This window comes from Paenibacillus sp. MAHUQ-63 (genome assembly GCF_028765165.1).
GTDB lineage: Bacteria > Bacillota > Bacilli > Paenibacillales > NBRC-103111 > Paenibacillus_E.
In genome coordinates this window covers 1649578-1673964 of record NZ_JARADB010000001.1, presented here as the reverse complement: position 1 = coordinate 1673964, position 24387 = coordinate 1649578, and the positions used below count along the sequence as shown (strand labels likewise).

Genomic DNA, 24387 nt, shown 5'->3' with positions numbered 1-24387 from the left:
AGCGCTTCTAGAGAGGAGTAGCGATAAACGATATGAATAAATTTCTGTATTCCTCCCGTTTAGCTCCATATGTGTTTGTACTGCCATTCGTGCTTTCATTTCTTATCTTTTTTGCCTATCCGGTTATTACGACAATTGTGATGAGCTTTCAAGAGGTGCTCCCGGGCCAAACTCATTTTATCGGATTAAAGAACTACCAAAATTTATGGAGTGAGTCGTTCTTCACTGCGCTATGGAACAGCAGCCGTTATACGTTCTGGACGCTGCTGGTGTTAATCCCGCTGCCGCTTGTGCTGGCTGTATTTCTGAATGCGAAGCTTACCAAGGCGAGCGCGTTTTTCCGTTCCGCTTTGTTCATTCCTTCCCTTACCTCGGTTGTTGTGGCAGGGACTATATTCCGGTTAGTTTTCGGCAGTCTCGATGAATCGGTCATGAACGGGTTCCGCCATTTGCTCGGTTTGCCGAGCATCAATTGGCTGGCCAATTCGGCGACGGGCATGTTCGTGCTGATCGTTCTGGCCACTTGGCGCTTCACCGGCGTTAACATCATCTATTTCCTGTCTGCTCTGCAGAGCATCCCGCATGAATTGTACGAGTCGGCAGAGATCGACGGCGCGAACAAATGGGACCGCTTCTGGCGCATTACGCTGCCCTTATTGAAGCCGGTCGCCATCTATGTCATTACGATTTCCATTTATGGCGGTTATTCCATGTTTACGGAAAGCTTCATTCTATGGAACGGCAACCGGTCGCCGAATGACATCGGCTTGACGATGATTGGTCTGCTTTATCGGGAGGGCATCGAGCGCAACAATCTGGGATTCGGGTCCGCCATCGGGATCACGCTGTTAGGGCTCACCATGGTATTGAATGTGATTCAGCTGAAATTTTTCGGTTTGTTCCGGAAGGAGGACTAGGACATGCAAATCGAGCGACATAAGTTCCTGCAATCCTCTTTGCTGTTCCTGCTGTTCGGGGTGCTGGCCCTGCTGGCGCTGTTTCCCTTTTACAGCCTCACGCTGGCTTCGCTGAAGCCATCCAAGGAGATGCTGCGTTACGGGCTGAATGTGAGGCTGCAGCCGGAGCTGCTGTCTTTCCATAACTATTCGTTCCTGTTCTCCGCTGCGGCGAAGAAGTATCTGATTTGGTATAAAAATAGCGTTCTCATCTCGGTCGTCTATACGGTATGCTGCTTGCTCCTGTCCTCGATGGTGGGCTACGGGCTTGCGATGTACCGGTTTATCGGGAGGAACATCATCTTCCTTCTAGTGCTTCTGGTCATGATGGTTCCGGTGGAAATCATTATGCTGCCCCTGTACAAGCAGATGATCAGCTTTCATCTCATTGATACGTATGGCGGCGTCATCCTGCCTTTCGTCGTGGCGCCGCTGCCGATCTTCTTTTTCCGGCAATATGCGGCCGGTTTACCCAAAGATTTCCTCGATGCAGGGAGGATTGACGGCTGTTCGGAGTATGGCATCTTTTTCAAAATCATGATGCCCTTGATGGCTCCGGCTTTCGGGGCGATGGCGATCCTGCAGGCGCTTGCGAGCTGGAACAGCTTCGTCTGGCCGTTGATCGTACTCAAAACCGGGGAAAAGCTGACGCTGCCGATCGGACTGTCCAGTCTGGTTACGCCTTACGGCAATAACTACGATATTCTTATCGCGGGTTCCGTGCTGGCGATCGTGCCGATTCTAATCGTGTTCATTTTCTTCCAACGGTTCTTCGTATCGGGCCTCACGGTTGGCGGTGTGAAGGGGTAATGGCTTTCTTACGGGGAAGAAGAAAGCTGCTGCTGTGGACGGCGGGCTGCGCGCTCGCCATAACTGCAGCGGCAATAGCGGGGGCTGCTTATTTTAAAAGTACCGCTTCCGCTCTTGTGCAATTTCCGGAAAGACCGATCCAGTATCCGATGTATGATACCGCAAACGTTAATACCGAGTCAGGTTGGCATACGATGAATACGCACGATCCTTCTATTTACAAAGAGGGCGATACGTATTATGTGTTCTCTACAGACTTTAAGGTTGGCGCGAATAAAGATCCGCTAAGGCCGGGCATTATGGTCAGGCGATCCAAAGATCTGATCGCTTGGGACTTCGGAGGCTATGCGCTGGACGGGATTCCGAAGGAAGCCGCAGCGTGGAGCCGGGCAACGAATTTGTGGGCGCCCGATGTGTTTAAGATGGGGAAGACCTACTACTTGTATTATGCGGCTTCAACCTTCGGCAGCAATCAGTCCATGATCGGCCTGGCAACATCCGCTTCGATTACCGGTCCATGGACCGATCAAGGAGCCGTCGTGAAGACGGCCAAAGGGGATGAAGCCAATGCCATCGATCCGAATCCGGTGTTTGACGCAGAAGGCAAGCCTTGGCTTGCGTACGGCTCGTTCTTCGGCGGCCTTTACATCGTCAGGCTCGATGAGCGCACGGGCAAAGTGAAGGAAGGGGAACAGCCCGTCCTGCTTGCCCGCAGAGACAGCGGGACTGTGGCCGGAGCCGTTGAGGCGCCCTATATCATTTATCAGCCGCAGCAGCAGATGTACTACTTGTTCGTTTCCTACGATTCTTTATCCTCGGATTACAGTGTGAGGGTAGGGAGATCTACTTCAATTACGGGCCCTTACGTGGATTTCAATGGACATAAGCTGACGGATGCATCGTACCAGCCACAGGCGTTTATCGGCAATAAGCTTATCGGCAGCTACGGATTCAGCGGCAAGGAAGGCTGGATCGCGCCGGGTCATAACTCGGTGCTGAAGGATGGCGACCGGACCTTTCTAGTCCATCATGCCCGTGGCGAGAAAGATAAGAATTGGTCCTATCTCCACATCCGCGAGCTGCTGTGGACGCGCGACGGTTGGCCGGTTGCTTCGCCAGAACGCTACGCGGGAGAGAAGGCTCAGCCTTTGAACGCGAAGATGCTGACAGGGCAGTGGGAAAGATTGCCCATCCCGATGGCGTGGACAGGGACGGAACGCTCTGAGCCGATCCGCCTGCTGCGTGGCGGGAAGCTGGAGTCTGCGCATGGCGCCGGCAAGTGGACGTTCCGGGAGCCGAACGAGCTGACCTTGCAGTGGGAAGCAGGCGTCGGCAAGGAAGGGTCGTCAACCGAACGAGTGTTGGTCACACCAGCGTGGGACTGGGAAAATGATCGGCCTACGCTCGTCTTTACAGGCATGAACGAGAAGGGTATTCATATTTGGGGCAAATACATGGACAGCATTAAAGGAGACTAACGAGATGAGAAACTTGGAAACCAACGCAATCAAACCGCTTCTGGAGCAGCGAGCCGATCCATGGATATATAAGCATACGGACGGCTGCTATTATTTCACTGCATCGGTACCGGAGTACGACCGCATCGAAGTGCGTCGTTCGGCGACGATCGAAGGCTTAAGCGAGGCGCAGCCAGTGGTTGCTTGGCGAAAATATAACGAAGGACCGCTGAGCGCCAATATATGGGCGCCGGAGATCCATTTTGTGGAAGGCAAATGGTATATTTATTTTGCTGCGGCCCGAACGACGGAGACGAATGAGGGGCTTTTCGACCACCGAATGTTCGTTCTGGAGAATGGTTCCGAGAACCCGTTGGAAGGGGAGTGGGTGGAGAAAGGGCAGCTGCGCACGGAGTGGGAAAGCTTCGCACTGGATGCGACCTCCTTCGAGCACCGCGGTATCCGCTACCTGGTCTGGGCCCAGAAGGATCCTGGCATTCCGGGCAATTCGAATCTCTATATTTCCGAAATGAGCAGCCCGTGGACCTTGCAGGGTAAGCAGGTGATGATTACGACGCCGGAATATGATTGGGAAATCATCGGCTTCAAGGTGAATGAAGGCGCGGCGGTGCTGAAGCGGAACGGACGCATCTTCATCTCCTTCTCGGCAAGCGCGACAGACTTCAATTACTGTATGGGGCTGTTAACCGCAGATGAGGACGCCGACCTCCTTGACCCTCAATCGTGGTCGAAGACGAGTGAGCCTGTGCTGACGACGGATGAGAGCATCGGGATGTTCGGACCCGGACATAACAGCTTCACGGTATCGGAGGACGGTACGCAAGATATCCTCGTTTTCCATGCGAGAAATTACAAAGACATTGAAGGCGATCCGCTCTATGATCCGAATCGCCATACCTTTGTCCGCGTGCTGAAATGGCACCCGGACGGCACGCCGGATTTCATCGGTTCCGTGCTCGCCGACTAATGCGCCAAGGGCTGTCCCGGAAGGTCAGAGATGACCTGGGGACGGCTCTTGGCTTTTTTCCCCGCAATTAATCCGCCACCGTTCCGCCATGGATGTCTATGATCCGAATATGATAAGCTAAGAGTAGATATGAAGGAGGCGATAGCTGTGATACAAGTATATCCTGCACATACGCGGCATAGCTCGGATTTGGGCTGGCTCAAAGGTTACAAAAGCTTTTCATTCGGTGATTATTTTGATGAGAATAATACGGGCTTCGGCGTGATGCGCGTGTGCAACTATGACGAAATCGCAGCGGGACGCGGCTTTGGGCCTCATCCGCACAGCGATATGGAAATTGTCAGCGTCGTTCTTAGCGGGGCGATTAAACATGAGGACAGCTTAGGGCATGTCGCGGTGACGGCGGCGAACGGCGTTCAGCGCATGTCTGCAGGCAGCGGCGTCATTCACGCCGAGTACAACGCTTCAGAAACGGAGCCGCTGAGCTTGTTTCAGCTCTGGTTTATGCCGGCGAAGCGGGGGACGGAGCCATCTTTTGAGAATGTGACGTATGTGCCCGAAGCGATGCATAACGCGCTGCTGCCTGTCGTTACGCCGGAAGGCGGCGAGCATCAAGCGAAGATTCATCAGGACATGAGCATCTATCTAAGCAAGCTGGAAGCGGGCAAGGAGCTTGTCTTCCGCCAAGGAGAGAACAGACGCATCTTCCTGATGGTGATCAGCGGCAAGCTGGCGGCCAATGAGGCCGAATTGGCGGAGATGGACAGCGCCCGTATTGAGGGCGAGTCCACGGTTGCGCTGCGGGCTGTTGAGGACGCGCATTTCATGTTAATCGATCTGCCATAAGGAGGCTGCGGGGATGAAGGAACAATTTCTGGTGAAACATGCGGTCGGCGGCCGGGCGTTTATCGATACAGCCAAGCAGCCGGTAGATTACACGTGGAAACAGGTGGGGGATCAATGGATTTTCACGGTGAAGGCGGAGAAGGAGCAGGTTGCTGAGCTTCTGAAATGGAAGGATGAGTTGAATGTTTTCATCTTTCAGGCGTTTGAGAACCAGCCTACTCGGAAAGTATGGTTTTATGTCGGCGATGACGCTGTCCGTTATTCCGAGGAACAAGGTGAGCTGACGATTGTTGCGGTCTCTCAGATTGCCTATGTGCCGGAGCAGTTTAGCGCGCAATTGTAAAATAGAGAGGAAGTCCGGCCGCTGATGCTGAGTCAGGTTCAGGGTCAGGAACTTCCATCAAACGGGTTTGAGAGATGGAGTTTTTTTGGAGATTGGAGCCGTACCTATGAAAGTTCAGGACCAGCTGTTAGAGAAGGCCGTCCCTTTTATCAGGGAATGCTATAGCGAACTCGGGCTCAGCGAGAATGAGACGGAAGCTCGTATCGTCGAAGTGACTCGTTCCATCGTGCATCAGGGGTATTATGAACATACCCGCCAAGAGCTGGAGCACGGGGCCAAAATGGCATGGCGCAACAGCAACCGCTGTATTGGCCGGTTGTTCTGGGAGACGTTGTCGGTTCAGGATGCGCGGCACGTGACAACGGAGGAAGAGATGGCGGAGGCGCTGTTCCGGCATATCGCCATGGCGACGAATGACGGGAAAATTCGCCCGCTCATTACGATTTTCCCGCCCGAGCGCGAACGTGGCGGGACGCCGCGCATTCACAATGCGCAGCTCATCCGCTATGCGGGATACGAGACGGAGCACGGCATCGTGGGCGACCCGGCGTCCGTGCAGCTGACGGTGCGCTGCGAAGCTCTCGGCTGGCGGGGAGCGGGGACGCCGTTCGACGTGCTGCCGCTGCTGCTGCAGATCGGGGACCGTGCGCCGAAGTGGTTCGACATGCCGAGCGGGCTCGTCATGGAAGTGGACATTACGCATCCCGATATGGCGGGATTCGCGGCATTGGGGCTGAAGTGGTACGCCGTGCCGATCGTCTCGAACATGTACCTGGACATCGGCGGCATCCGGTATACGGCGGCCCCGTTCAACGGCTGGTACATGGGCACGGAGATCGGGGCGCGTAACTTCGCCGACGAGATGCGGTACGACATGCTGCCGCGCGTTGCGGAGGTGATGGGCCTCGACACCCGGCGCGACGCCTCGCTCTGGAAGGACCGGGCGCTGGTCGAGCTGAATGTGGCCGTGCTGCATTCGTATCAGGCGCGGGGCGTGGCCATCGTCGATCATCACACCGCGGCGCGCCAGTTCAAGCGCTTCGAGGACAACGAGGAGAAGGCGGGGCGCGACGTCACGGGCGATTGGACGTGGCTGATCCCGCCGGTTTCTCCGGCGACGACGTCTATTTTTCATCATCATTATAATGATGAGGTGAAGCTCCCGAATTTTTTCTATCGGGAGGAGTAGGCGGCGGGAGCTGGCTGGGCGAGCAGGAGCAGGTGGGCAGGCGTGCGAGTGGCAAGCGGGCAGGAGAGCAAAGCAGGTGGGGCGCTTAGGCGCCCTGCTTTTTTGTTGCGTGGGCGCTGCCTGGCGCATGTGGTGCCGACGAAAGAGGCGAGCGCTTGGCGAGCTGCCTGCGCCAGAGGCGTCAGCGAGAGCTAGTGCCTCGCTAACGGACTGAGCAGCCCTTATTCGAGGGCAGAGGGCTGCTTGGCAAATGTAACGGACAAATGCGCTGTTATTTGCCGATTGTGGGGCAGATTTCGCCCCGAAACCGGCAAATAAGGACTCTGGTGTCCGTTAGCCGCGAAATGCGGCGCTTTTCGCGAGAATAACGGCCGCTGTGTCCGTTAGATCTGTGCAGCGGCCACTGAGCTCCTCGCGCTCACGTCCATTGAAAGAGAGCTGCCGCTAATAGCTGGAAATTCTCCCGTTAAATGAGGCCTGGTAGAAGGTTGAATCACTAATAACAGGAATAACTCCCGTTAATTAGCACGATCCTGCTGCACGCAGGCCGAAAACGGATAAATTAACTGGAGAAATTCCAGCAATTGTTGGTAGAGGGTGCGATTTTACCGAAAATAACGGGAGATTTTCCCGTTATCCCCGCGCCCGCGCCAGTCTCTCCCTATATACTTACCCCTCACCTCTGTAGTATGATTTGGCAAGAATCCCTCCACAAACTACGATGCGAAAAGAGGAATCCCCCGTGTGGCAGAAGGTGGCTCAATGGAACACGCTGCGCAATCAGATGCTGGCCGGCTTCGTATCCGTCATGATCATCGTGCTCATATGCGCCGGGATCATTACGTTCAATTCGGTTTCCACCCTCCTGAACACGAAGGCGGAAACACAGATGAAACAGATCGCCTCACAGGCGAACGGCCGGTTGGAAGCGCTTATAACACAAATTGACACGCTGACGCTGCAAGCAGTCAACGATACCTACCTGCAGCAGCTGCTGCTCTCCGGCGTGCTGGGCAACGAAGTGAGCTTCAGCGAGCGCCAAGCCTTATCCAAAATCGCCAACCACATTCAAGCCTACAGCGGCGTCAGCAATGTGGAAGTATATACGACCGACTTCGTGCGGCTGTTTCCGCTCGATGAACAGAGGCTGTCCGACAGGGTGGAGCCCAATTGGATCGAACAGGCCGATAAGGAGAAAGGCAAGCTCATCTGGATCGGGAACGATCCGAAGGAGCCCGGTTCCGTGCTGGCCATTCGCCGGGTCAATTTAATTGACCGTTGGTTTTCGAATGGCGGGTATTTGCTGGTGCGCATTAATGGCAGCTATTTTGATTTCCAGAACCAAATGCAGGACACCGGACAGCGGCAATTGCTGCTGGCCGACTCCGCGGCAAGGCCTATCGTTTCCGACGGAAAGGTTCTTGAGAATATCAGCGAGCTCATGCAGACATCGTCTCAGACCGTGACGATCGGTCAGAAGCGGTACATCTTGGTCAAGCAGCCCTCCGAGCAAACCGGCTGGACGCTCATGATCCTGTATCCGGTCAGCGATATTACCGACGGGATATCCGTGCTGCGCTGGGCGATTATTGTATCCGGGGCGATCGGTTCCGTGCTGTTCATCATCCTGTCATTCCTGCTCTCGATGATGATTACCCGGCCGATTCTCAGACTGATGCGAGCGATGAGGAATACGCGGCAGGGCGTGCTGACGCCCAACCGAACGACGACGTACACAGCCGAACTGAACGATTTGAACACGACGTATAATCAAATGGTGGACCATATCAACGGACTCATCAAGCTCGTGTACGAGAAGGAAGTCATTCAGAGCAGAACGGAGCTGCGGGCGCTTCAGGCGCAGATTGATCCGCATTTTTTGTATAATACGCTGGAAGCGTTGTACTGGTCTTTGCAGGACAAAGACGAAGAAGAGCTGGCTGACCTCGTAGTGGCGATGTCGGATTTGTTCCGCTATGTCATCGACAATCCGAATGCGGATGTCTGGGTGACGATGGGGGAGGAGCTCGAGCACATCAAGCGGTATTTGAGCATTATGAGCTTCAGATTCGGCTCCCGTCTCGTTTGGGAAATGCAGGCCGATGAAGCTTACCATCATGTGCAAATCCCGAAGCTGCTTATTCAACCGCTGGTGGAGAATGCGATCCTGCACGGCTTGGAAGGAAAGACAGACCCGGGTCTCGTCTCCATCCGCGTAGAACCTTCGCCTGTGAATGCGGCGGAGCTGCGTATTACCGTCAGCGATGACGGTCCGGGGATGAGCGCGGCGAAGCTTCAAGCCGTCAAAGGGGCGGTGGATCGCGGAGACCCGACGTCCGGCAAAAGGAAGGGCGTCGCCATATCCAATGTGCAGCGCCGCATTCAATTATATTACCCGGCCCTCCCCGAGGGCGGCAGAGGCCTTGATATCCATAGCGTGCAGGGGCAGGGGACAAGCGTCTCCTTTGATATTCCGATGCATAAGGAGGAGAACGATGATTCCATCAGGTAAAACGATTTTGATTGTGGACGATGAACCGCTAACCCGCGAAGGCATTCGCAAAACGTTGGAAGCTTGGTCGGTAGGGCGTTATCAGATACTTGTCAGCAGCGGCGGCGCAGAAGCATTGGAGGTGCTGAACAGCCGTCCTGTGCATCTGCTCATCACGGATATTCGCATGCCGGAAGTGACCGGTTTGCAGGTGGTTGAGGGCACGCGCGCTTCAGGTCATAAGCAGCCAGTCGTCATTATTATTTCGGGGCACCCCGATTTCCAATATGCCCAAACGGCGATCCAACTCGGTGTCGTGAACTATTTGCTGAAGCCGATTAAGAAAAGCAAGCTGCTGGAAGCCGTCGAGCAGGCGCTGCAGATTGAGGAAGAGCGCGGGCGTGTACAAACGATGGAGAAAATGGTAGATACGCGGCTTATGCAGGCCAAGAGCGTTTCCCATAACTACAGTCCGCCGGTGCAGCAAGCCGTGCTTTATGTGGAGGAGCATTTGCAGGAGCCTCTGGGGATGAGCGAGGTGGCGGCGCATATTCATTTGAACCCGAGCTATTTCAGTGCGCTTTTCAAGGAACAGACGGGCTTTACTTTTAGCGAATATGTGACGAGAAGCCGTATCCAGAAGGCGAAAGAGCTGCTGCTGCAGACGAGGTTGACGATCGCAGACATATCCGAACGAGTCGGCTACCAGACATCGAAATATTTCATCAAGCTGTTCAAAGATTATGAAGGATTCTCGCCGAATCAATACCGCAAGATGACCGGCGGAACGGAAGAGCAGGTCAATTAGATACCTAAAAATTGTGGTATATTTCCCGATAGCCGTTACTCCCTGCTGTCTCGATGAAAGCGCTACAATAAGACTCGTAGCAAGCAAACATATAGTTTAAGGGGGAACAGCGCATGTCAAGAAAAACGCTTACATGGACGATGACGACGATGCTTAGTCTCGGTTTGGTTTTATCCGGGTGCTCCGCAGCTCCTAAGGAAAACGCCGCACAGCCGGCTCAACCAACGGCGAAGGCAAGCGGAGAGAGCGCACAACCGGCTAAGAAAGTGACGATCAAGATGATGCACCTATGGCCGACTGGAAACTCCGCAACGCAAAACAAAATTGTAAACGATATCATTAAAGAGTATCAAACCGCTAATCCGAATGTCACCATCGAACAAGAAGTGCTCGAGAATGAGCAGTATAAAAATAAAATGAAGGTATTGTCCACTTCCAACGCGCTGCCGGATGTAGGCTTCACTTGGGCGGCAGGGTACATGGACCCTTACGTGAAAGGCGACATGTTCGCACCGCTTGACGATTTGCTGCAGGGCGATCTGAAGGACAAATTCGTGAACGGAACGACGAACGCTTATGCCTTTGGCGGCAAAACCTACGGGCTTCCGGTAGAGCTCAACATCGTGCCGGTATACTATAACAAAGCGATTTTTGCGAAATATAACCTGCAGGTGCCGAAAACGTATGACGAATTCAAAAATGTCGTCAAAACGCTCAGCTCTAACGGCGTAGCGCCGATCGCGCTCGGCAACAAGGACCGCTGGACCGGCTCTCTATGGTACATGTATTTGGCGGATCGCATCGGCGGACCGGAAACATTGAAGAAAGCGATCGACCGTTCCGGCTCCTTTAACGATCCGGGCCTAGTGCGCGCCGCTTCCGAAGTGGCTCAGCTCGTCGATATGAACGCCTTCAACAAAGGCTTCAACGGCTTGTCCAACGATGAGGGCAAAGCGGAATTCATGAACAGCAAAGCAGCGATGTACATGATGGGCACATGGGAGCTGCCGAACTACACGACGAACAAGGATGTTCCGCAAGCATTCAAAGATCAAATCGGCTTCTTCAAATTCCCGACGGTCGAAGGCGGCAAAGGGAATCTGGACAGCTGGGTCGGCGGACCGGGCGTAGGCTTGTTCGTAGCGAACAACTCGAAGGTAAAAGAAGAATCCAAGAAATTCGTTTCCTTCTTCGTGCAGAAGTGGGGCGAGCATGCGATTTCCGAAGCGGGCGTTATCCCGGCGACTAAGGTCGATACGTCCAAAGTGAAGCTGCCGCAAATGTATATCGATCTTTTGAATGAACTGAATAAAGCGAGCAATATCACGCTGTTCGCCGACGTCCAAATGAAACCGGCATCCGCCGAGGTTCACTTGAACATGATTCAAGCGCTGTTCGGCAAAGCGGCATCGCCGGAAGAATTCGCGAAGAAGCATGAGGAAGCATTGGCCAAAGAAGGCAAGTAGAACGAGTGGGAAGGACATATCCCGACACGATACGGCGGCGGTATGTCCTTTTTCCTTATCGGTTGCCGGTAAGAAAGGGGAAGTCAGTTATGAATAAAGTCATGTCCAATAAATCCATGATCGCTTTGTACGTCATTCCCTCGCTGCTTCTGGTTGTGGCCCTGATCTACATGCCGATCGTCATGACGGGCTATTACGGATTAATGAAGTGGGACGGCGTGGGCAAAATGAGCTTCATCGGCTTGCAAAATTACATGGAGCTGCTGCGCGACGAATTGTTCTGGAGCAGTGCGAAGCATTCTTTCCTGCTAGCGATTTTCTCGGCGCTCAGCCTGCTCGTATACTTGCTGGTGGCCCTGGTGCTGTCGGCGAACCTTCGCGGGGCGAATCTGTTCCGCAAAATCTATCTCATTCCGATGCTGCTATCATCTGTAGCCATCGCCCAATTATGGTTGAAAATTTTCCACCCCACGAACGGGATGCTGAACCATATTTTGACGGCGCTGGGGGTCGAACAAGCTCCCGAATGGCTGTCGAATCCGTCGATCGTCCTGTATGCGATCTTCATACCGATTCTATGGCAGTATGCGGGGTTCTATATTTTGATCTACTATGCAGCCTTAAAAAATGTACCGACCTCGCTGATCGAATCAGCGCGCATCGACGGCGCCTCCCCGTGGCGCATCGCCCTATCGATTCGGGTTCCGCTGATCGCCGAAGTCATGAAAGTAACCGTCGTGCTGGCGGTTGTCGGTTCATTGAAATATTTTGACCTGATCTATGTAATGACAGGCGGCGGACCGAACGGAGCCAGCGAAGTCATGGCATCGTACATGTACCGCAAAGCGTTCAAAGGCTATGATTTCGGCTATGCCAGCGCCATCGGCTTCTTCCTGCTGATTATCTGTCTCGTCATGACGTGGCTGATCCGCAGAGCGACGGCAACCAAGGACAACATCCAATACTCGTAACGAAAGGAGCTTGATACTCAGATGAAGACACAAGCAATCGAGCGTCAGGCACAGCCTCAGGCCGTGCGCAGCAAGCTTCCGGTACAGATTGGGTATGGCGTGCTGTATGTCGTGTTAGCGGCGGTGGCCGTCATTCAGATTGTTCCGCTGCTGTGGCTGATGCTGTTCTCGCTCAAAAATAACGAAGAAATTTTCAATCTGGCGCCGATGGCTTTCCCGGAACGTTTGCGCTGGGAGAACTATGAGAAAGTGTGGACGCAGGGCCATATCAGCAGCTATTTCTTCAATAGTGTATGGATGACGGTAGTATCCGTCGCAGTAACGGTGATCCTAGCCAGCCTGGTGACCTTCGCGTTGACACGGATGAAGTGGAAGCTGCAATCCTTCGTACTTGGGCTGTTTATGGTGGGGTTGATGATCCCGGTTCATTCCACGCTCATTCCGTTGTTTAGCTTTTTCACGAAAACGCACCTGACGAACCATCCCTTGTCCATTATCTTATCGTACATCTCGTTCAATCTGCCGATTACGATTATGATTATGCTGGGCTTCTATTACACCCTGCCGCGCGAAGTGGAAGAGGCCGCCGTCATGGACGGCTGTTCGGTGAACCGGATGTTCTTCAGCATTACGCTGCCGATGACCGCTTCGGTACTGTCGACCGCTGTGATCATCAACATGATCTACAATTGGAATGAGTTCATTTTCGTGAACACGTTCATTTCCTCCGAGAAATACAAAACATTGACGGTCGGGGTGCAAAATTTCGTCGGTCAATACACGACGGATTGGGGCGCTATCGGTGCTACGCTTATGATTAGCATTTTGCCGATTTTGGTGGCTTTCATGCTGCTGAGCAACCGCATTGTGGAAGGGATTGCCGCGGGCTCCGTCAAAGGCTAAAATTAAATATCGCTATCGATTTGAACTCTCGTAGATCGGGGGTTTATTTTTTTGAGCGGAAGAATACTGCGATGTGGAATATTATGGTATAGTTTATGTTGCGTTATTCGCCATATTGGGAGGAATTTAATGAGGGTAGAATGGTCTGTATTTATAACAAATTCAATTATTTATCTTTCAATTACACTCCTGATTTTTCTTTTAATTTACAGATTTCTTTCGAAAAAAAAGTGAAATATAAATCATTTGTCACAGTAAACAGAGCTGGCTGACAACGGTCTTCAATCGTTGTCAGCTTTATGATTTGTCATCTATTTTCCTTTTACAAAAGCTTTGTGCTGCATTACAATAGGAAAATGCCTAATTGACCTGCGGACAAAATGATAGAGTTCCTGGCGTCGAGTTGTGCGACTAGATATTGAAAGAAGGATTTTGCTATGAAAAAAGGGCTCTGGTATGCTATTTTGGCGTACACCGCTTGGGGCTTGCTGCCTATTTATTGGAAGTCGTTCGAGACGCTGCTGGCTGGAGAAATTTTGGCGCACCGGGTCACGTGGTCTTTCGTCTTTATGGCGATTCTCATGCTGGTCGGGCGCGGTAAAATGGAGCAGCTTCGCCAGATGTTCACGAACCGTAAGACATTGGCCGTCGTTGCGGCAAGTTCCATCCTGATCTCTTCCAATTGGCTGATCTTCATCTGGGCCGTCAATAACGGCCATGTGATTGAGACGAGCCTGGGGTACTATATTACACCGCTTTTTAACGTGATGCTGGCGGTCCTGTTTCTGCGTGAGAAGCCTAGCGCCGGCCAATGGGTGGCGATTGCATTGGCGGCAGCCGGGGTTCTGGTCGCGACGGTCGACTACGGCCGGTTCCCGTGGGTGTCTCTATCGCTCGCGGCTTCATTCGGGGTATACAGCCTCGTGAAGAAGAAGGTGTCCTACGAAGCGACGATCGGATTGGCCGGGGAAACCGCCGTGGTCTTCCCGATCGCTGTCGGGTATATCATCTATCTGCACCTGACGCACCATGAGGGCGCGTGGTCGCTGCCTCCTGTCCCGTTCGTGCTGCTGCTATTGTCGGGTGCGGCTACTGCGATGCCGCTGCTCTGGTTCGCCAAGGCGGCGGTTCGGCTGCCTCTGTCGATGCTCGGATTCATCCAATACATCGGACCTTCCATTACGTTGATTTTAAGTATTTTCGTATTTAAAGAGAATTTCACGCCGACCCTGTTCATCTCCTTTACCCTGATCTGGGGGGCGCTGATCGTTTACGCGCTGGCTTCGGTGCGGGTGGCGAGAACGGCATCCGCCGCTGCGGCTGCGTCGACGTCGGCTGTGGAAGCGCGGTAGGCGGTTTGCGAGAGTATAATTGAAAGCATTTGTCCTCGTTTGGACGGTGCTTTCTTTTTTTATGGCTTTTGGCCGAAAGCCATGGCGTTAGAGGCTGAAGGCTCGCCGCCATGATTGAATAACAGGAATTCTTCCTGTTAAATCCCACCATTATGCGCAGTTAGAGCGTCATAACTGGAAATTCTCCCGTTAATTAGCCGTCCCGCGCCGTACAGAGGGAAGTTTCGGCAGAAATAACGGGAAGATTTCCAGTTACCCGCCAGGAAAACCGCGATTACAAACATATTAACGGGAGATTTTCCGGTTACCGCCAACTGAGAGGTTTAACCTCTTGAGTCGCTGAGGGGCATCCCGATTGGAAATAAATTTCATCCAAATTCACAAATTTTGAAATAAAACTCCTTGAATTGATGATACGAATACGGTAGGATGGAAGAGAATCATCTTGTATTTTCAAATAAATCTTCGTATGATGATAGTAATTTTAGCTGAGAGAATATAGAGCGGGTAGGGAAGAGCGATGTCAATTAACGATAATATTTTGATCAAAATTCGGGATATGAAGGATAGTTTGACACCCGTAGAGAAATTGGTAGCGGAGTATATCTTAGAGAATTTGGAAGAGATCCCTCATTTATCGATTAAGAGTCTTGCTCAATTGACCAAAACAAGTGACGCCTCCGTGCTGCGCTTCTGCAAAACGATGGGCTACAAGGGCTACCGCAACTTCATCGTCAGCATTTCCGCATCAATCGGATCCATGGACGAGGAGCAGAAGGATCAGTATACGGATATTCAACCCGGAGACGATCTGTCGATCATTATCTCCAACATTTCCCGCAATAATAGCAAATCGATTGAAGATACACTCAGTGTGATTGATAAGAATGAAATCGCCCGTGCCGTCAAGGTGCTCCGCGAGAGCAACCGGCTCGTTTTCTTCGGAATCGGCGCCTCCGGATTGGTCGGCATCGATGCGGAGCAGAAGTTTTCGCGGATTAACAAAATGTGCCACACGTACACGGACGGCCACAGCCAGCTCACGGCCGCGACGCTGATGGACAAGTCCGACGTGGCGATCTTTATTTCGAACTCCGGCAACACGATGGAAATTCTGGATGCGCTGGACATCGTGAAGAAGAACGGGGCTTGCGTCATTGCCATTACCAAATATAACAAAAGTGAGCTCGCGGAGAAGGCGGATATCGTCCTTAGCATCTCCACGCCGGAGGTGACCATCCGGAGCGGCGCCATGGGATCGCGCATTGCCATGCTGACGGTCGTGGATATATTATTTGCCGGAGTAGCCAGCGCGGAGTATAAGAAAGTGAAGAAATATTTGACCAAAACGCATGATATAATCGCGAGCAGCAAGCATCGTAAATAATAAAAAAGACAGCGGATATCCTAAGAGAATAACCGTTGTCTTTTTTTGTCGTGATCAGAAATAAAAATTCAAAAGTTTTTTGTAAAATAAAATAAAATTTCAAAAAGTATTGACCACGATGAAATTTTTCGCTAGTATGAATTTAGTAAGCTTAAAGAAACAAACGGGATAGGAGGATGGGACTATGGATGAGTATCTGTCGGGGTTGACTACGGAAGAGATTAATGAGAAAACACAGATGATAGACGAAAGTACAACAGAGCAAATGTTACGTCTGATGAACGAACAGGATGCGACGGTACCTGCTGCCGTAGAGGCGGAAATTCCGCAGATTACGAAAGCGGTTGATATTTTGCATCAAGTGCTGAAAAACGGCGGCAGAATGTTCTACGTAGGGGCCGGATCTTCTGGCAGACTCGGTGTGCTCGACGCTTCTGAATGTCCTCCTACTTTTGGAGTAGATGCCATGCTGGTGCAAGGTCATATAGCCGGTGGCGATGTGGCCCTAAGATTTGCGGTTGAAGGATTTGAGGATAACGCAGAGGAGGGGGTCGCACTCATTGAACGTTGTGGAGTGACGGAGAAGGACGCGGTCGTTGGCATTACCGCCAGCGGAAGCGCGCAATTCGTCATTGCCGCTTTGAGGAGAGCCAAGGAGATCGGTGCAGCGACTATCGGCGTTGTGAATAACAAAGCTTCGAAATTAGCACCTGTCTGTGATGTGTGTATTGCGCCTGTCGTAGGGCCGGAAGTGATTATGGGATCCACCCGATTGAAAGCGGGGACAGCACAGAAGCTGGTTCTTAATATGCTGACGACGTGTACGATGGTGAAACTGGGGAAAACGTATAATAACTTGATGGTGGATATGAAGGCTAGTAACATCAAATTATACGACCGCTCCATCCGAATCATTCGGGCGGCAACGGGCGTGGACGAAGCGACGGCAATTTCCCACTTGGAAGCTGCTTCCATGAACTGTAAACTAGCAATTATGATGATCAAAACAGGCATGAACGCCGAAGCCGCTGAGCAGGCGCTGCAGCAATGCGACGGCAGTTTGAAGAAAGCCATACGTACCTTTGTTCAAGTTGTGTAAATAACTGAAATTATTAGGAGGTCTGTTTTTCATGAAAAGAAAAATGCCCGTATTAGCATCGGTCGTAGCTTTAACAATGGCTCTAACAGCTTGTGGTGGCGGTAACTCCGGCACGAAAGAAACAACTTCGCCAGCAGCTTCCGCTCCGGCGGCAACAGCCGGCGCATCGACAGCGAAAGACACCATTACGGCTTTGCTGCCACCGGTATCTCCGAACTATCAAAAGCAATTCGAGCAAATGTCCAAAGATTTCACTGCGCTGTATCCGAACCTGACGCTGAAGATCGAACCGGCCAGCTGGGAAGATATGAAGCAGAAGCTGGATACGCAAGTGAATGCGGGAAGCCCTCCTGACATCGCTTTCGGCGGCTCGGACGGCATTCCGAAGTACATTCAGCAAGGCTTGCTGATGGACATCTCCGATGTAGCCACACCTGAGATGGTTGGCGACTATGACAAAGCGCCGCTGGATTACATGAAGAACGGCAAAGGCCTCTACGGCTTCCCGGCATACATGGAAGTTCACGCATTGGGCGGGAACAAAGAATACTTGGAGAAAGCCGGCATCGATTGGAAGAAAGTACAAACGAACGGTTGGACCTACGATGAGTTCCGTCAAGCGGTCAAAAAAGGCGTAGTAACGGAAAACGGCAAAACGCGTTATGGCTTCGTATTCGCCGTGAAAGGCGTTGCCGCAGTTGACTACTTGGGTATTATGGCTAAGAATGCCGGTATGCCGCATGCCTTTAATAAAGATTTGAAATATGCGTACACTAGCAAAAACTACCTTGGGCTGCTGAAAGATCTTCGCGCACTGATCGACGACGGTTCCATGCCGAAAGAGCTAAGCTCTGTTGATGCCGGTAAACGTTGGAACATGTTCTTGACCGGCCAAACGATGATCACAGGTAAAGGTCTTGCGGTGTTCGAGAATTCGGCGAAAACGAACAATGCCAAGCTGAAAGCGAACGACGCAAGCGCAGTGAAAGATTCCATCCCGGTCGATTATGTTGTATTGCCTGCTCCGACGTTCCAAGGCGCTAAGCCTTCCTTCGCTACGGTCGTTGACGGTTACATGACGTTCCGCGGTAAGAAAGAGCCTACGGCTGAGCACAAAGCGAACGTTGTGAAAGCGGCGTACTTCCTGGCTAGCGGCAAAAATGCAGCAACGACGAACAACGACCTGTTCGCTGCACACATCACGCAAAGCGCGAAAAAAGCGGCTGAGAGCATGAAAATCGAAAGAAGCCCTGAGAACGTAGCGGCTGTTGATTTCATGCTGAAAAATGCAACGCCGGCTCGTTCGGACATCCCGACAGAACTGGGCGCTAAAGCGATTAAATTGGAAACGGAAGTTATCGTACCGAAGTTCCAAGGTCTGATCGCAGGCGAAGTTACGCCTGAACAAATGTATGAAGCTGTGAAAACCGCTGCGATCGCCGCGTTTGGCGCAGACGGCATCGTGAAAGATTAATTTATAAAAAGCTGAAACTTCGGATAGTCGTGAAGGCAAGTTGCGCGGCTATCCGAACTATTTTAAAACCGGTTTTTTTGAAACGGGGTTAGGGGGTTAGACACAAATGGCTACGAATATCGCTAAACCGATGAAGAGAAAAGGCATCAGAGGAGAAGGGTCTTGGGGATATGCGTTCATTGCCGTCGCTTTGGTTGCTTTCGCGATGTTCACCGCGTATCCGGTCGTCAGCGCGTTCATCATCAGTCTCCAGGAATACAAACCTCTTGGTTCCACTTATGTCGGCTTAGACAACTATACCGCTACGATTAAAGACGGTTTGTTCTGGCAGGCTATGCGCAACACGGTCGTCTATACGGTACTGACCGTCCCTGTCAACTTGTTTCTTTCCTTGGTAATCGCCGTCTTGATCCTTCCGCTTAGGAAGAAGACGCAAGGGTTCTTCAAAGGTGTATATTATTTGCCGGTCGTTGCTTCCGGCGTTGCTTTATCCGTCGTCTGGCTCTGGATTTTCGATCCGATGGAAGGCGGAATTCTGAACCAACTGATTCATTTCTTCGGCATCAGCAATCAGAACTGGCTCGGCTCGAGTAAAACGGCGATGTTCTCGTTGGTGCTTATGTCATGGCTTTCCTCACATGGTACGAGCATTATCATCTACTTGGCAGGCTTGCTCGGCATTGACGATACGTACTACGAAGCGGCTGAAATGGACGGGGCGAACTTCTTCCAGAAGCTGTGGCACATCGTTGTTCCGGCACTGAAACCGGCTACGCTGTTCCTCCTGGTGACAGGCGTTATCGGCTCTTTCCAAGTGTTCCAGAATGCGTACCTGATGACGGGCGGCGGACCGAACAATGCCACGACGATGGTCGGTTTGCTCATTTTCAACAATGCGTTCACTTATTTCGAGTTTGGTAAAGCCGCGGCGCAATCGCTGATCCTGGCTGTGATCATCGCTTTGATTTCCGTGATTCAGTTTAAATATGCCGGCAAAGACGTCGAGTATTAAGAGAGGGGGATAACAACCAATGGCTTTGTACAGCAATCATACAGGAAACCCGAAGATTAAAACCATTCGCAACTCCATTATTTTTATCGCCCTTCTACTTTTTGCTCTGGCGACTATTTTTCCGATTTACTTCATGATTATTTCGTCTTTTGCCGATCCGGTTGAGGCCGGAGCCGTCGATTATTCCATCTGGCCGAGCAAGTTCACGTTCGCTTCTTTCAAATACTTCTTCGATTATAGCGAGTATTCGTACCGTTGGATTCTGAACTCGCTCATCGTGGCGACCACCGTCATGGTGTCCAACGTCATTTTCGCCAGTATGGCGGGGTATGCATTTTCCAAGCTTCGTTTCAAAGGCAGAGGCGTGCTGTTCGCTATCTTGCTCGTCTCGATGATGATTCCTTACCAAGTTACGCAAGTTCCTTTGTATATTCTGGTCGTTAACGTGTTCGAATTGCAAAATACGTACAGCGCGTTAATTATGCCGGGTATCGTGACCGTATATAATATTTTCCTGGCCAAACAGTTCATGAGCAGCATCCCGAACGAGATTATGGAGAGCGCCAAAATCGAAGGATGCAGCCAGTTTACGATCTACTGGCGGATTATTCTGCCATTGTCCAAAACCGTGCTTGCCGTTATGGCGATCCTCACGTTCATGGATAGCTGGAATACGTTCTTCTGGCCGCTGCTTGTGACCAATACGATGGATATGCAGACGATTCAGGTGGGACTGAAAAACTTCCGCTTCGCCAATACGACGTTCATCGCACCGATGATGGCGGGTGCAACCATCTCTGCATTGCCGATGTTTATTCTGTTCTTCAGTTTGCAGAAGTACTTCTTGGAAGGCGTTACGGTAGGAGCGGTCAAAGGCTGATCCAAGCCGCTCGCGGGGGAGGTATCGTTACAGTATGATCGTGTCATGGGATGAACAATATGAGCAAGCTGTTATTGATTTATGGAACGAGGAAGCCGTGAAAGAAGGATATAAGGAGCTTACCGAAACAAGCTTTCGGAGCATCTTCACGGCGAATCCGTACTTTGATCGGCAGAACGTTTTTGTCTTGTTACAACAACATGAGGTCAAAGGCTTCGCCTGCGGCTGCACGGGAGACGATCTGCCGCTCGGTGAAGTGGCGGGGTATATCACCTGCATCGTGCTGGCCGAAGATTGCAAGAACGACGAACATTACCAGGGCATGCTGGACGCTCTGGAGCACCGCTTCCAGCAGCTCGGCAAGAAGCAGGGCGATGTTTTGTTTTTTAATCCGATGTTATTGCCGTGGTACATCCCAGGTACGCCGAAGCATGAGCATAACAATGCGCCGGGTGTGCCGGTCGAAAGCGGGCTGTATGCATTTCTGCTGAAAGCCGGGTATGTGGAACGCGCCAAAGAATGCGCGATGTACTTGAAGTTGGACGGCTTCGTCATGCCCGAAGAGAGCAAAGCCAAGGAGGCCAAGGCGCAGGCCGAGGGTTATACCGTGGAGTTGTTCGATTCCGGCAAGCACAGCGGCGTTCACGAGATGCTTCAAGGTTTCAACAATCTTTTGTGGCAAAAGGAAATCGGGCAATGCACGGCAAGCGGTGTGCCAGTCGTCATTGCTGCATATAGAGATCAGGTCATCGGATTTGCCGGACCGGTCATTCGCCAAGATAACGGGCGCGGCTATTTTGCGGGAATCGGCGTGCTTCCCGAGCATGAGGGGCATGGCCTGGGCAGCATCCTGTTCTATAAGCTGTGCGAAGCCTTTCGTTCGATCGGAACCGAATATATGTCGCTCTACACGGGCAGTACGAATCCGGCGATCCGCATCTATGAGAGGGCCGGCTTTAAGACCGTCAAACAATTTTCTGTCATGAGAAGGGAGTTTGTGTAAGGTATGAGCGAGCAAAAGTTAACGATTCTGGCCATTGGCGGCCATGTAGGTGACGCGGAATTAACGGCGGGGGGCGTTCTGGCCAGCCACTTCCTGAAAGGGGACCGTATTGCCACCCTTGCGCTGACAGCAGGCGAACGCGGCGTTCCGGCCGGCCAAGATATGAACGAGTACCGCGAGCAGAAGGTGCGAGAAGCCAAGACGTTCGCTGAGATGCTCGGCGGAGAAGCGTTCGTCTTCGACGATATTCCGGACGGCGAGCTGCCGGATAGCCAGGAGCTGCGCTTCCGTGTATGCGATATCATTCGCCAAGTGCGTCCGAACGTCATTATTACGCATTGGAAGAACAGCATGCATAAGGATCATATGACAACGCACCGCATCGTCAATGATGCGCGTTTTTTCGCCGCCTTGCCGACGTTCGAACGCGAGCTTCCGGCTCACTTCGCACAGCGTCTGTACTATGCCGAGAATTGGGAAGACGCCGTCGACTACCGTCCGTACGTGTATGTCGATTACGATCAGGAAGCCTTCGATCTGTGGGTGAAAGCCGTTTCTACGCACTGGTTCGTAACCGGCAGCAAGTCGTTCAAGTACTTGGATTACTACAAGAGCTTGATGCGGGTTCGCGGCCTTGAAGCCAGAAAAGAATATGCACAAACGTTCATGATTCCAGAAGAAAATATGCGGGTGCTCAAAACTGAATTATAGCAATCATCTGACCTCTACACGCAGCCGCTTACTTGGATAAGGCTTAGGTAGAGGTTTTCTTATCATAAAATAAGGAATGAGGCGAAACATTATGGTTCTTAACGGCATTGATCGCATCGGGCAATATGCACATTTGTTCCAAGGGAAGCGGCTGGGGCTGATTACGGCGCCTACCGGACTGAATAAGGATTTCGTATCCACGATTCAGATTTTGCATGACAATTTCAATCTGACCGCATTATTTTCCCCGGAGCATGGTGTGCGTGGAGATCTAGCAGCCGGCGCTCTGGTCGATACCTACCTCGATCCCATTACGCAAGTGCCGGTATACAGCTTATACCGCAAAGATTCCAAGCGCCTGACCCCGGAGATGCTGGATGAGGTCGATATGATCGTCTATGATATTCAGGACGTAGGTACACGATATTATACATTTATTTATACCATGCTATACGCCTTGGAAGATTGCGCGAAAGCGGGCAAGTCCTTTGTAGTGCTGGACCGGATCAACCCGCTTGGCGGCGTGAAGGTGGAAGGTAACATATTGAAGCCGGAATACCAATCTTTCGTGGGCAACTATCCGCTCGCCGTACGCTACGGTCTGACGGCCGGCGAGTTGGCGATGATGGCGAACGATCAGATGAACTGGAACTGCGAGCTGCATGTCGTCCCTTGCGAGGGCTGGGAGCGCAGCATGCTGTTCCCGGAGACGGGCAAAGAGTGGATCCTGCCTTCACTGGGACTTCCGAGATTCATCTCGGCATTGTTGTACCCGGGAACGTGCATTTTCGAAGGGACGAACCTGTCGGAAGGCCGCGGGACGACCATCCCTTTCGAAGCGGTCGGCGCTCCGTTCATCGACGGACAGAAGCTGGCGGATGAAATGAACGCCATGAAGCTTCCGGGGGTTGTATTCCGTCCGGTATTTTTCAAGCCAAGTTTCTCCAAGCATCAAGGGGAATCGTGCAGCGGCGTGCAGATTCATGTGCTGGATATGCAAGCGGTACAGCCCCTGGCAACAGGCGTCAAGCTGATGTATACAATCCGGAATAATTATGAAGAGTTCGCGTTCCTGCCGCCATTCCGGGAAGGCTCGAGACCTTTCATGGATCTGCTTTGCGGGGATAACGCATACCGGCAAGAGAACGTAGACGTTGCGGCCTTACTGGAGCAGTTCCGTGAAGAAAGCCGAACGTTCGCGCAAATGAAAGAGCAGTACCATCTGTACAAATAGATCGGACGATATATGAGGAATATTTCTATGCCAAGAAAAGAGATGGGGCACCTATGAAAACATACGTAGCGGGGTTAGATGGCGGCGGAACCAAAACCGCAGTGAGAGTGGCCGACGAATCCGGTGTTGAAGTCCACAGCTTCACGTCCGGCGCCATTAATTATAACGGGCAGGATGCCGACAGCATCCGGCGCAGCTTTCTGGATATTTTCGCGGGGATCGCAGGTGCCTGCGGCGGACTTGAGCACTGCGCACAAATCGTCATCGGCGCGGCTGGCGTCAGCAATCCGGCCGTCTCCGCTCGTTTGGAAGCAAATTGCAGGGAGAGCGGTTATTCCGGGAAGCTGTTCATAACCGGTGACCAGGAGACGGCACTATGCGGCGCGCATGACAGCGAGTACGGCATCATTATGATTGCTGGCACAGGCTCGATTTGTTATGGCAAAGGCAAGGACGGACGCATTCACCGCTCCGGCGGTTACGGCCACCTCATCGACGACGAAGGCAGCGGCTACAGTATCGGCCGGGATCTGCTCGCCTCGTTGGTGAAGGCGCATGACGGGAGAATCCCGGAGACTGTAATCTCGGGGATGGTCTATGAGCAGCTGCAGCTGACCACCGTGCAGCAGATCGTTGGCTTCGTATATAGCAAAGAAACGAACAAAAAGGACATAGCCGCCTTGGCGCCGATTCTGTCTCAAGCTTGTGCGCTAGGGGACGAAGCCGCATTCGCAATTGCGGAGAAACAAGCCGCCTCGCTGGTGGAAACTGCCGTTCCCGTGGTGGAGAAGCTGTCGATGCAGCAAGGAGCTCTTGCCATGGCGGGCAGTGTGCTGCTCAACAATGACGAGATCAGGCGTTCGTTCGTGGAGAAGCTGAAGGAGCGTTATCCGCAGCTGACCTGCATGAAGCCCATCAAAGACGCGGCCAGCGGAGCGGTCCTCATGGCATTGAACCGATTGCAGGCGGACCAGGCTTAGATTGGCGGCATCAAGGGATTTAACGGC

Annotated in this window: 22 protein-coding genes; all 22 read left to right on the top strand. The window is 52.2% G+C overall.

Annotation, left to right across the window (positions count from 1 at the left end; all coding sequences use genetic code 11):
• Positions 1-32 precede the first annotated feature (32 nt).
• The 22 genes from PUT07_RS07325 (at position 33) to PUT07_RS07220 (ending at position 24360) form a co-directional block, all read left to right on the top strand.
• Positions 33-917, top strand: a complete 885-nt coding sequence (locus PUT07_RS07325) for a carbohydrate ABC transporter permease (RefSeq protein ID WP_274467168.1) — start codon at positions 33-35, stop codon at positions 915-917.
• 3 nt (positions 918-920) lie between these two features.
• Positions 921-1766 (top strand): carbohydrate ABC transporter permease, encoded by an 846-nt coding sequence (locus tag PUT07_RS07320; RefSeq protein ID WP_274467167.1) that lies wholly within the window; start codon positions 921-923, stop codon positions 1764-1766.
• Entirely contained in the window at positions 1766-3244 is a 1479-nt protein-coding gene (locus tag PUT07_RS07315; RefSeq protein WP_274467166.1) for an arabinan endo-1,5-alpha-L-arabinosidase, read from the top strand. Before PUT07_RS07320 ends, PUT07_RS07315 begins: the two co-directional genes overlap by 1 nt.
• Before the next feature lie 4 nt (positions 3245-3248).
• Positions 3249-4211 (top strand): glycoside hydrolase family 43 protein, encoded by a 963-nt coding sequence (locus PUT07_RS07310; RefSeq protein ID WP_274467165.1) that lies wholly within the window; start codon positions 3249-3251, stop codon positions 4209-4211.
• A 147-nt stretch (positions 4212-4358) separates the two neighbouring features.
• Positions 4359-5057, top strand: coding sequence for a pirin family protein (locus tag PUT07_RS07305; protein ID WP_274467164.1), 699 nt, complete (start codon positions 4359-4361; stop codon positions 5055-5057).
• Positions 5058-5070: 13 nt separating this feature from the next.
• Entirely contained in the window at positions 5071-5400 is a 330-nt protein-coding gene (locus PUT07_RS07300) for a hypothetical protein (RefSeq protein WP_274467163.1), read from the top strand.
• Between the two features lie 106 nt (positions 5401-5506).
• Positions 5507-6589 carry a nitric oxide synthase oxygenase gene (locus PUT07_RS07295; protein ID WP_274467502.1) on the top strand — a complete coding sequence of 361 codons (1083 nt, stop codon included), beginning with the start codon at positions 5507-5509 and terminating at the stop codon, positions 6587-6589.
• A 742-nt stretch (positions 6590-7331) separates the two neighbouring features.
• Positions 7332-9101, top strand: a complete 1770-nt coding sequence (locus tag PUT07_RS07290; RefSeq protein WP_274467162.1) for a sensor histidine kinase — start codon at positions 7332-7334, stop codon at positions 9099-9101.
• Positions 9085-9888 carry a response regulator gene (locus PUT07_RS07285; protein ID WP_274467160.1) on the top strand — a complete coding sequence of 268 codons (804 nt, stop codon included), beginning with the start codon at positions 9085-9087 and terminating at the stop codon, positions 9886-9888. The genes PUT07_RS07290 and PUT07_RS07285 overlap by 17 nt, the downstream gene beginning before the upstream one ends.
• A gap of 113 nt (positions 9889-10001) precedes the next feature.
• The gene (locus PUT07_RS07280; RefSeq protein WP_274467159.1) at positions 10002-11354 is read left to right on the top strand and encodes an extracellular solute-binding protein; all 1353 of its coding nucleotides are present in this window, start codon (positions 10002-10004) and stop codon (positions 11352-11354) included.
• 89 nt (positions 11355-11443) lie between these two features.
• A complete protein-coding gene (locus PUT07_RS07275) occupies positions 11444-12325 on the top strand; it encodes a carbohydrate ABC transporter permease (protein WP_274467158.1) in 882 nt (293 codons plus the stop codon).
• 21 nt (positions 12326-12346) lie between these two features.
• Positions 12347-13228 (top strand): carbohydrate ABC transporter permease, encoded by an 882-nt coding sequence (locus PUT07_RS07270; protein ID WP_274467157.1) that lies wholly within the window; start codon positions 12347-12349, stop codon positions 13226-13228.
• Between the two features lie 437 nt (positions 13229-13665).
• A complete protein-coding gene (gene rarD, locus PUT07_RS07265; protein WP_274467156.1) occupies positions 13666-14580 on the top strand; it encodes an EamA family transporter RarD in 915 nt (304 codons plus the stop codon).
• Between the two features lie 520 nt (positions 14581-15100).
• A complete protein-coding gene (locus PUT07_RS07260; RefSeq protein ID WP_274467154.1) occupies positions 15101-15967 on the top strand; it encodes a MurR/RpiR family transcriptional regulator in 867 nt (288 codons plus the stop codon).
• Positions 15968-16151: 184 nt separating this feature from the next.
• Positions 16152-17066, top strand: coding sequence for an N-acetylmuramic acid 6-phosphate etherase (gene murQ / locus PUT07_RS07255; RefSeq protein WP_274467153.1), 915 nt, complete (start codon positions 16152-16154; stop codon positions 17064-17066).
• A gap of 31 nt (positions 17067-17097) precedes the next feature.
• Complete coding sequence (locus tag PUT07_RS07250; protein ID WP_274467152.1) at positions 17098-18540, top strand: ABC transporter substrate-binding protein; 1443 nt, start codon at positions 17098-17100, stop codon at positions 18538-18540.
• A 106-nt stretch (positions 18541-18646) separates the two neighbouring features.
• On the top strand, positions 18647-19552 hold the full coding sequence (locus PUT07_RS07245) for a carbohydrate ABC transporter permease (RefSeq protein ID WP_274467151.1): 906 nt from the start codon (positions 18647-18649) through the stop codon (positions 19550-19552).
• Between the two features lie 19 nt (positions 19553-19571).
• Entirely contained in the window at positions 19572-20432 is an 861-nt protein-coding gene (locus PUT07_RS07240; protein ID WP_274467150.1) for a carbohydrate ABC transporter permease, read from the top strand.
• A gap of 34 nt (positions 20433-20466) precedes the next feature.
• Entirely contained in the window at positions 20467-21435 is a 969-nt protein-coding gene (locus tag PUT07_RS07235; protein ID WP_274467149.1) for a GNAT family N-acetyltransferase, read from the top strand.
• A gap of 3 nt (positions 21436-21438) precedes the next feature.
• The gene (locus tag PUT07_RS07230; RefSeq protein ID WP_274467148.1) at positions 21439-22146 is read left to right on the top strand and encodes a PIG-L deacetylase family protein; all 708 of its coding nucleotides are present in this window, start codon (positions 21439-21441) and stop codon (positions 22144-22146) included.
• A 91-nt stretch (positions 22147-22237) separates the two neighbouring features.
• Positions 22238-23380, top strand: a complete 1143-nt coding sequence (locus PUT07_RS07225; protein WP_274467147.1) for an exo-beta-N-acetylmuramidase NamZ family protein — start codon at positions 22238-22240, stop codon at positions 23378-23380.
• Between the two features lie 53 nt (positions 23381-23433).
• The gene (locus PUT07_RS07220; RefSeq protein WP_274467146.1) at positions 23434-24360 is read left to right on the top strand and encodes an N-acetylglucosamine kinase; all 927 of its coding nucleotides are present in this window, start codon (positions 23434-23436) and stop codon (positions 24358-24360) included.
• Positions 24361-24387: the final 27 nt, after the last annotated feature.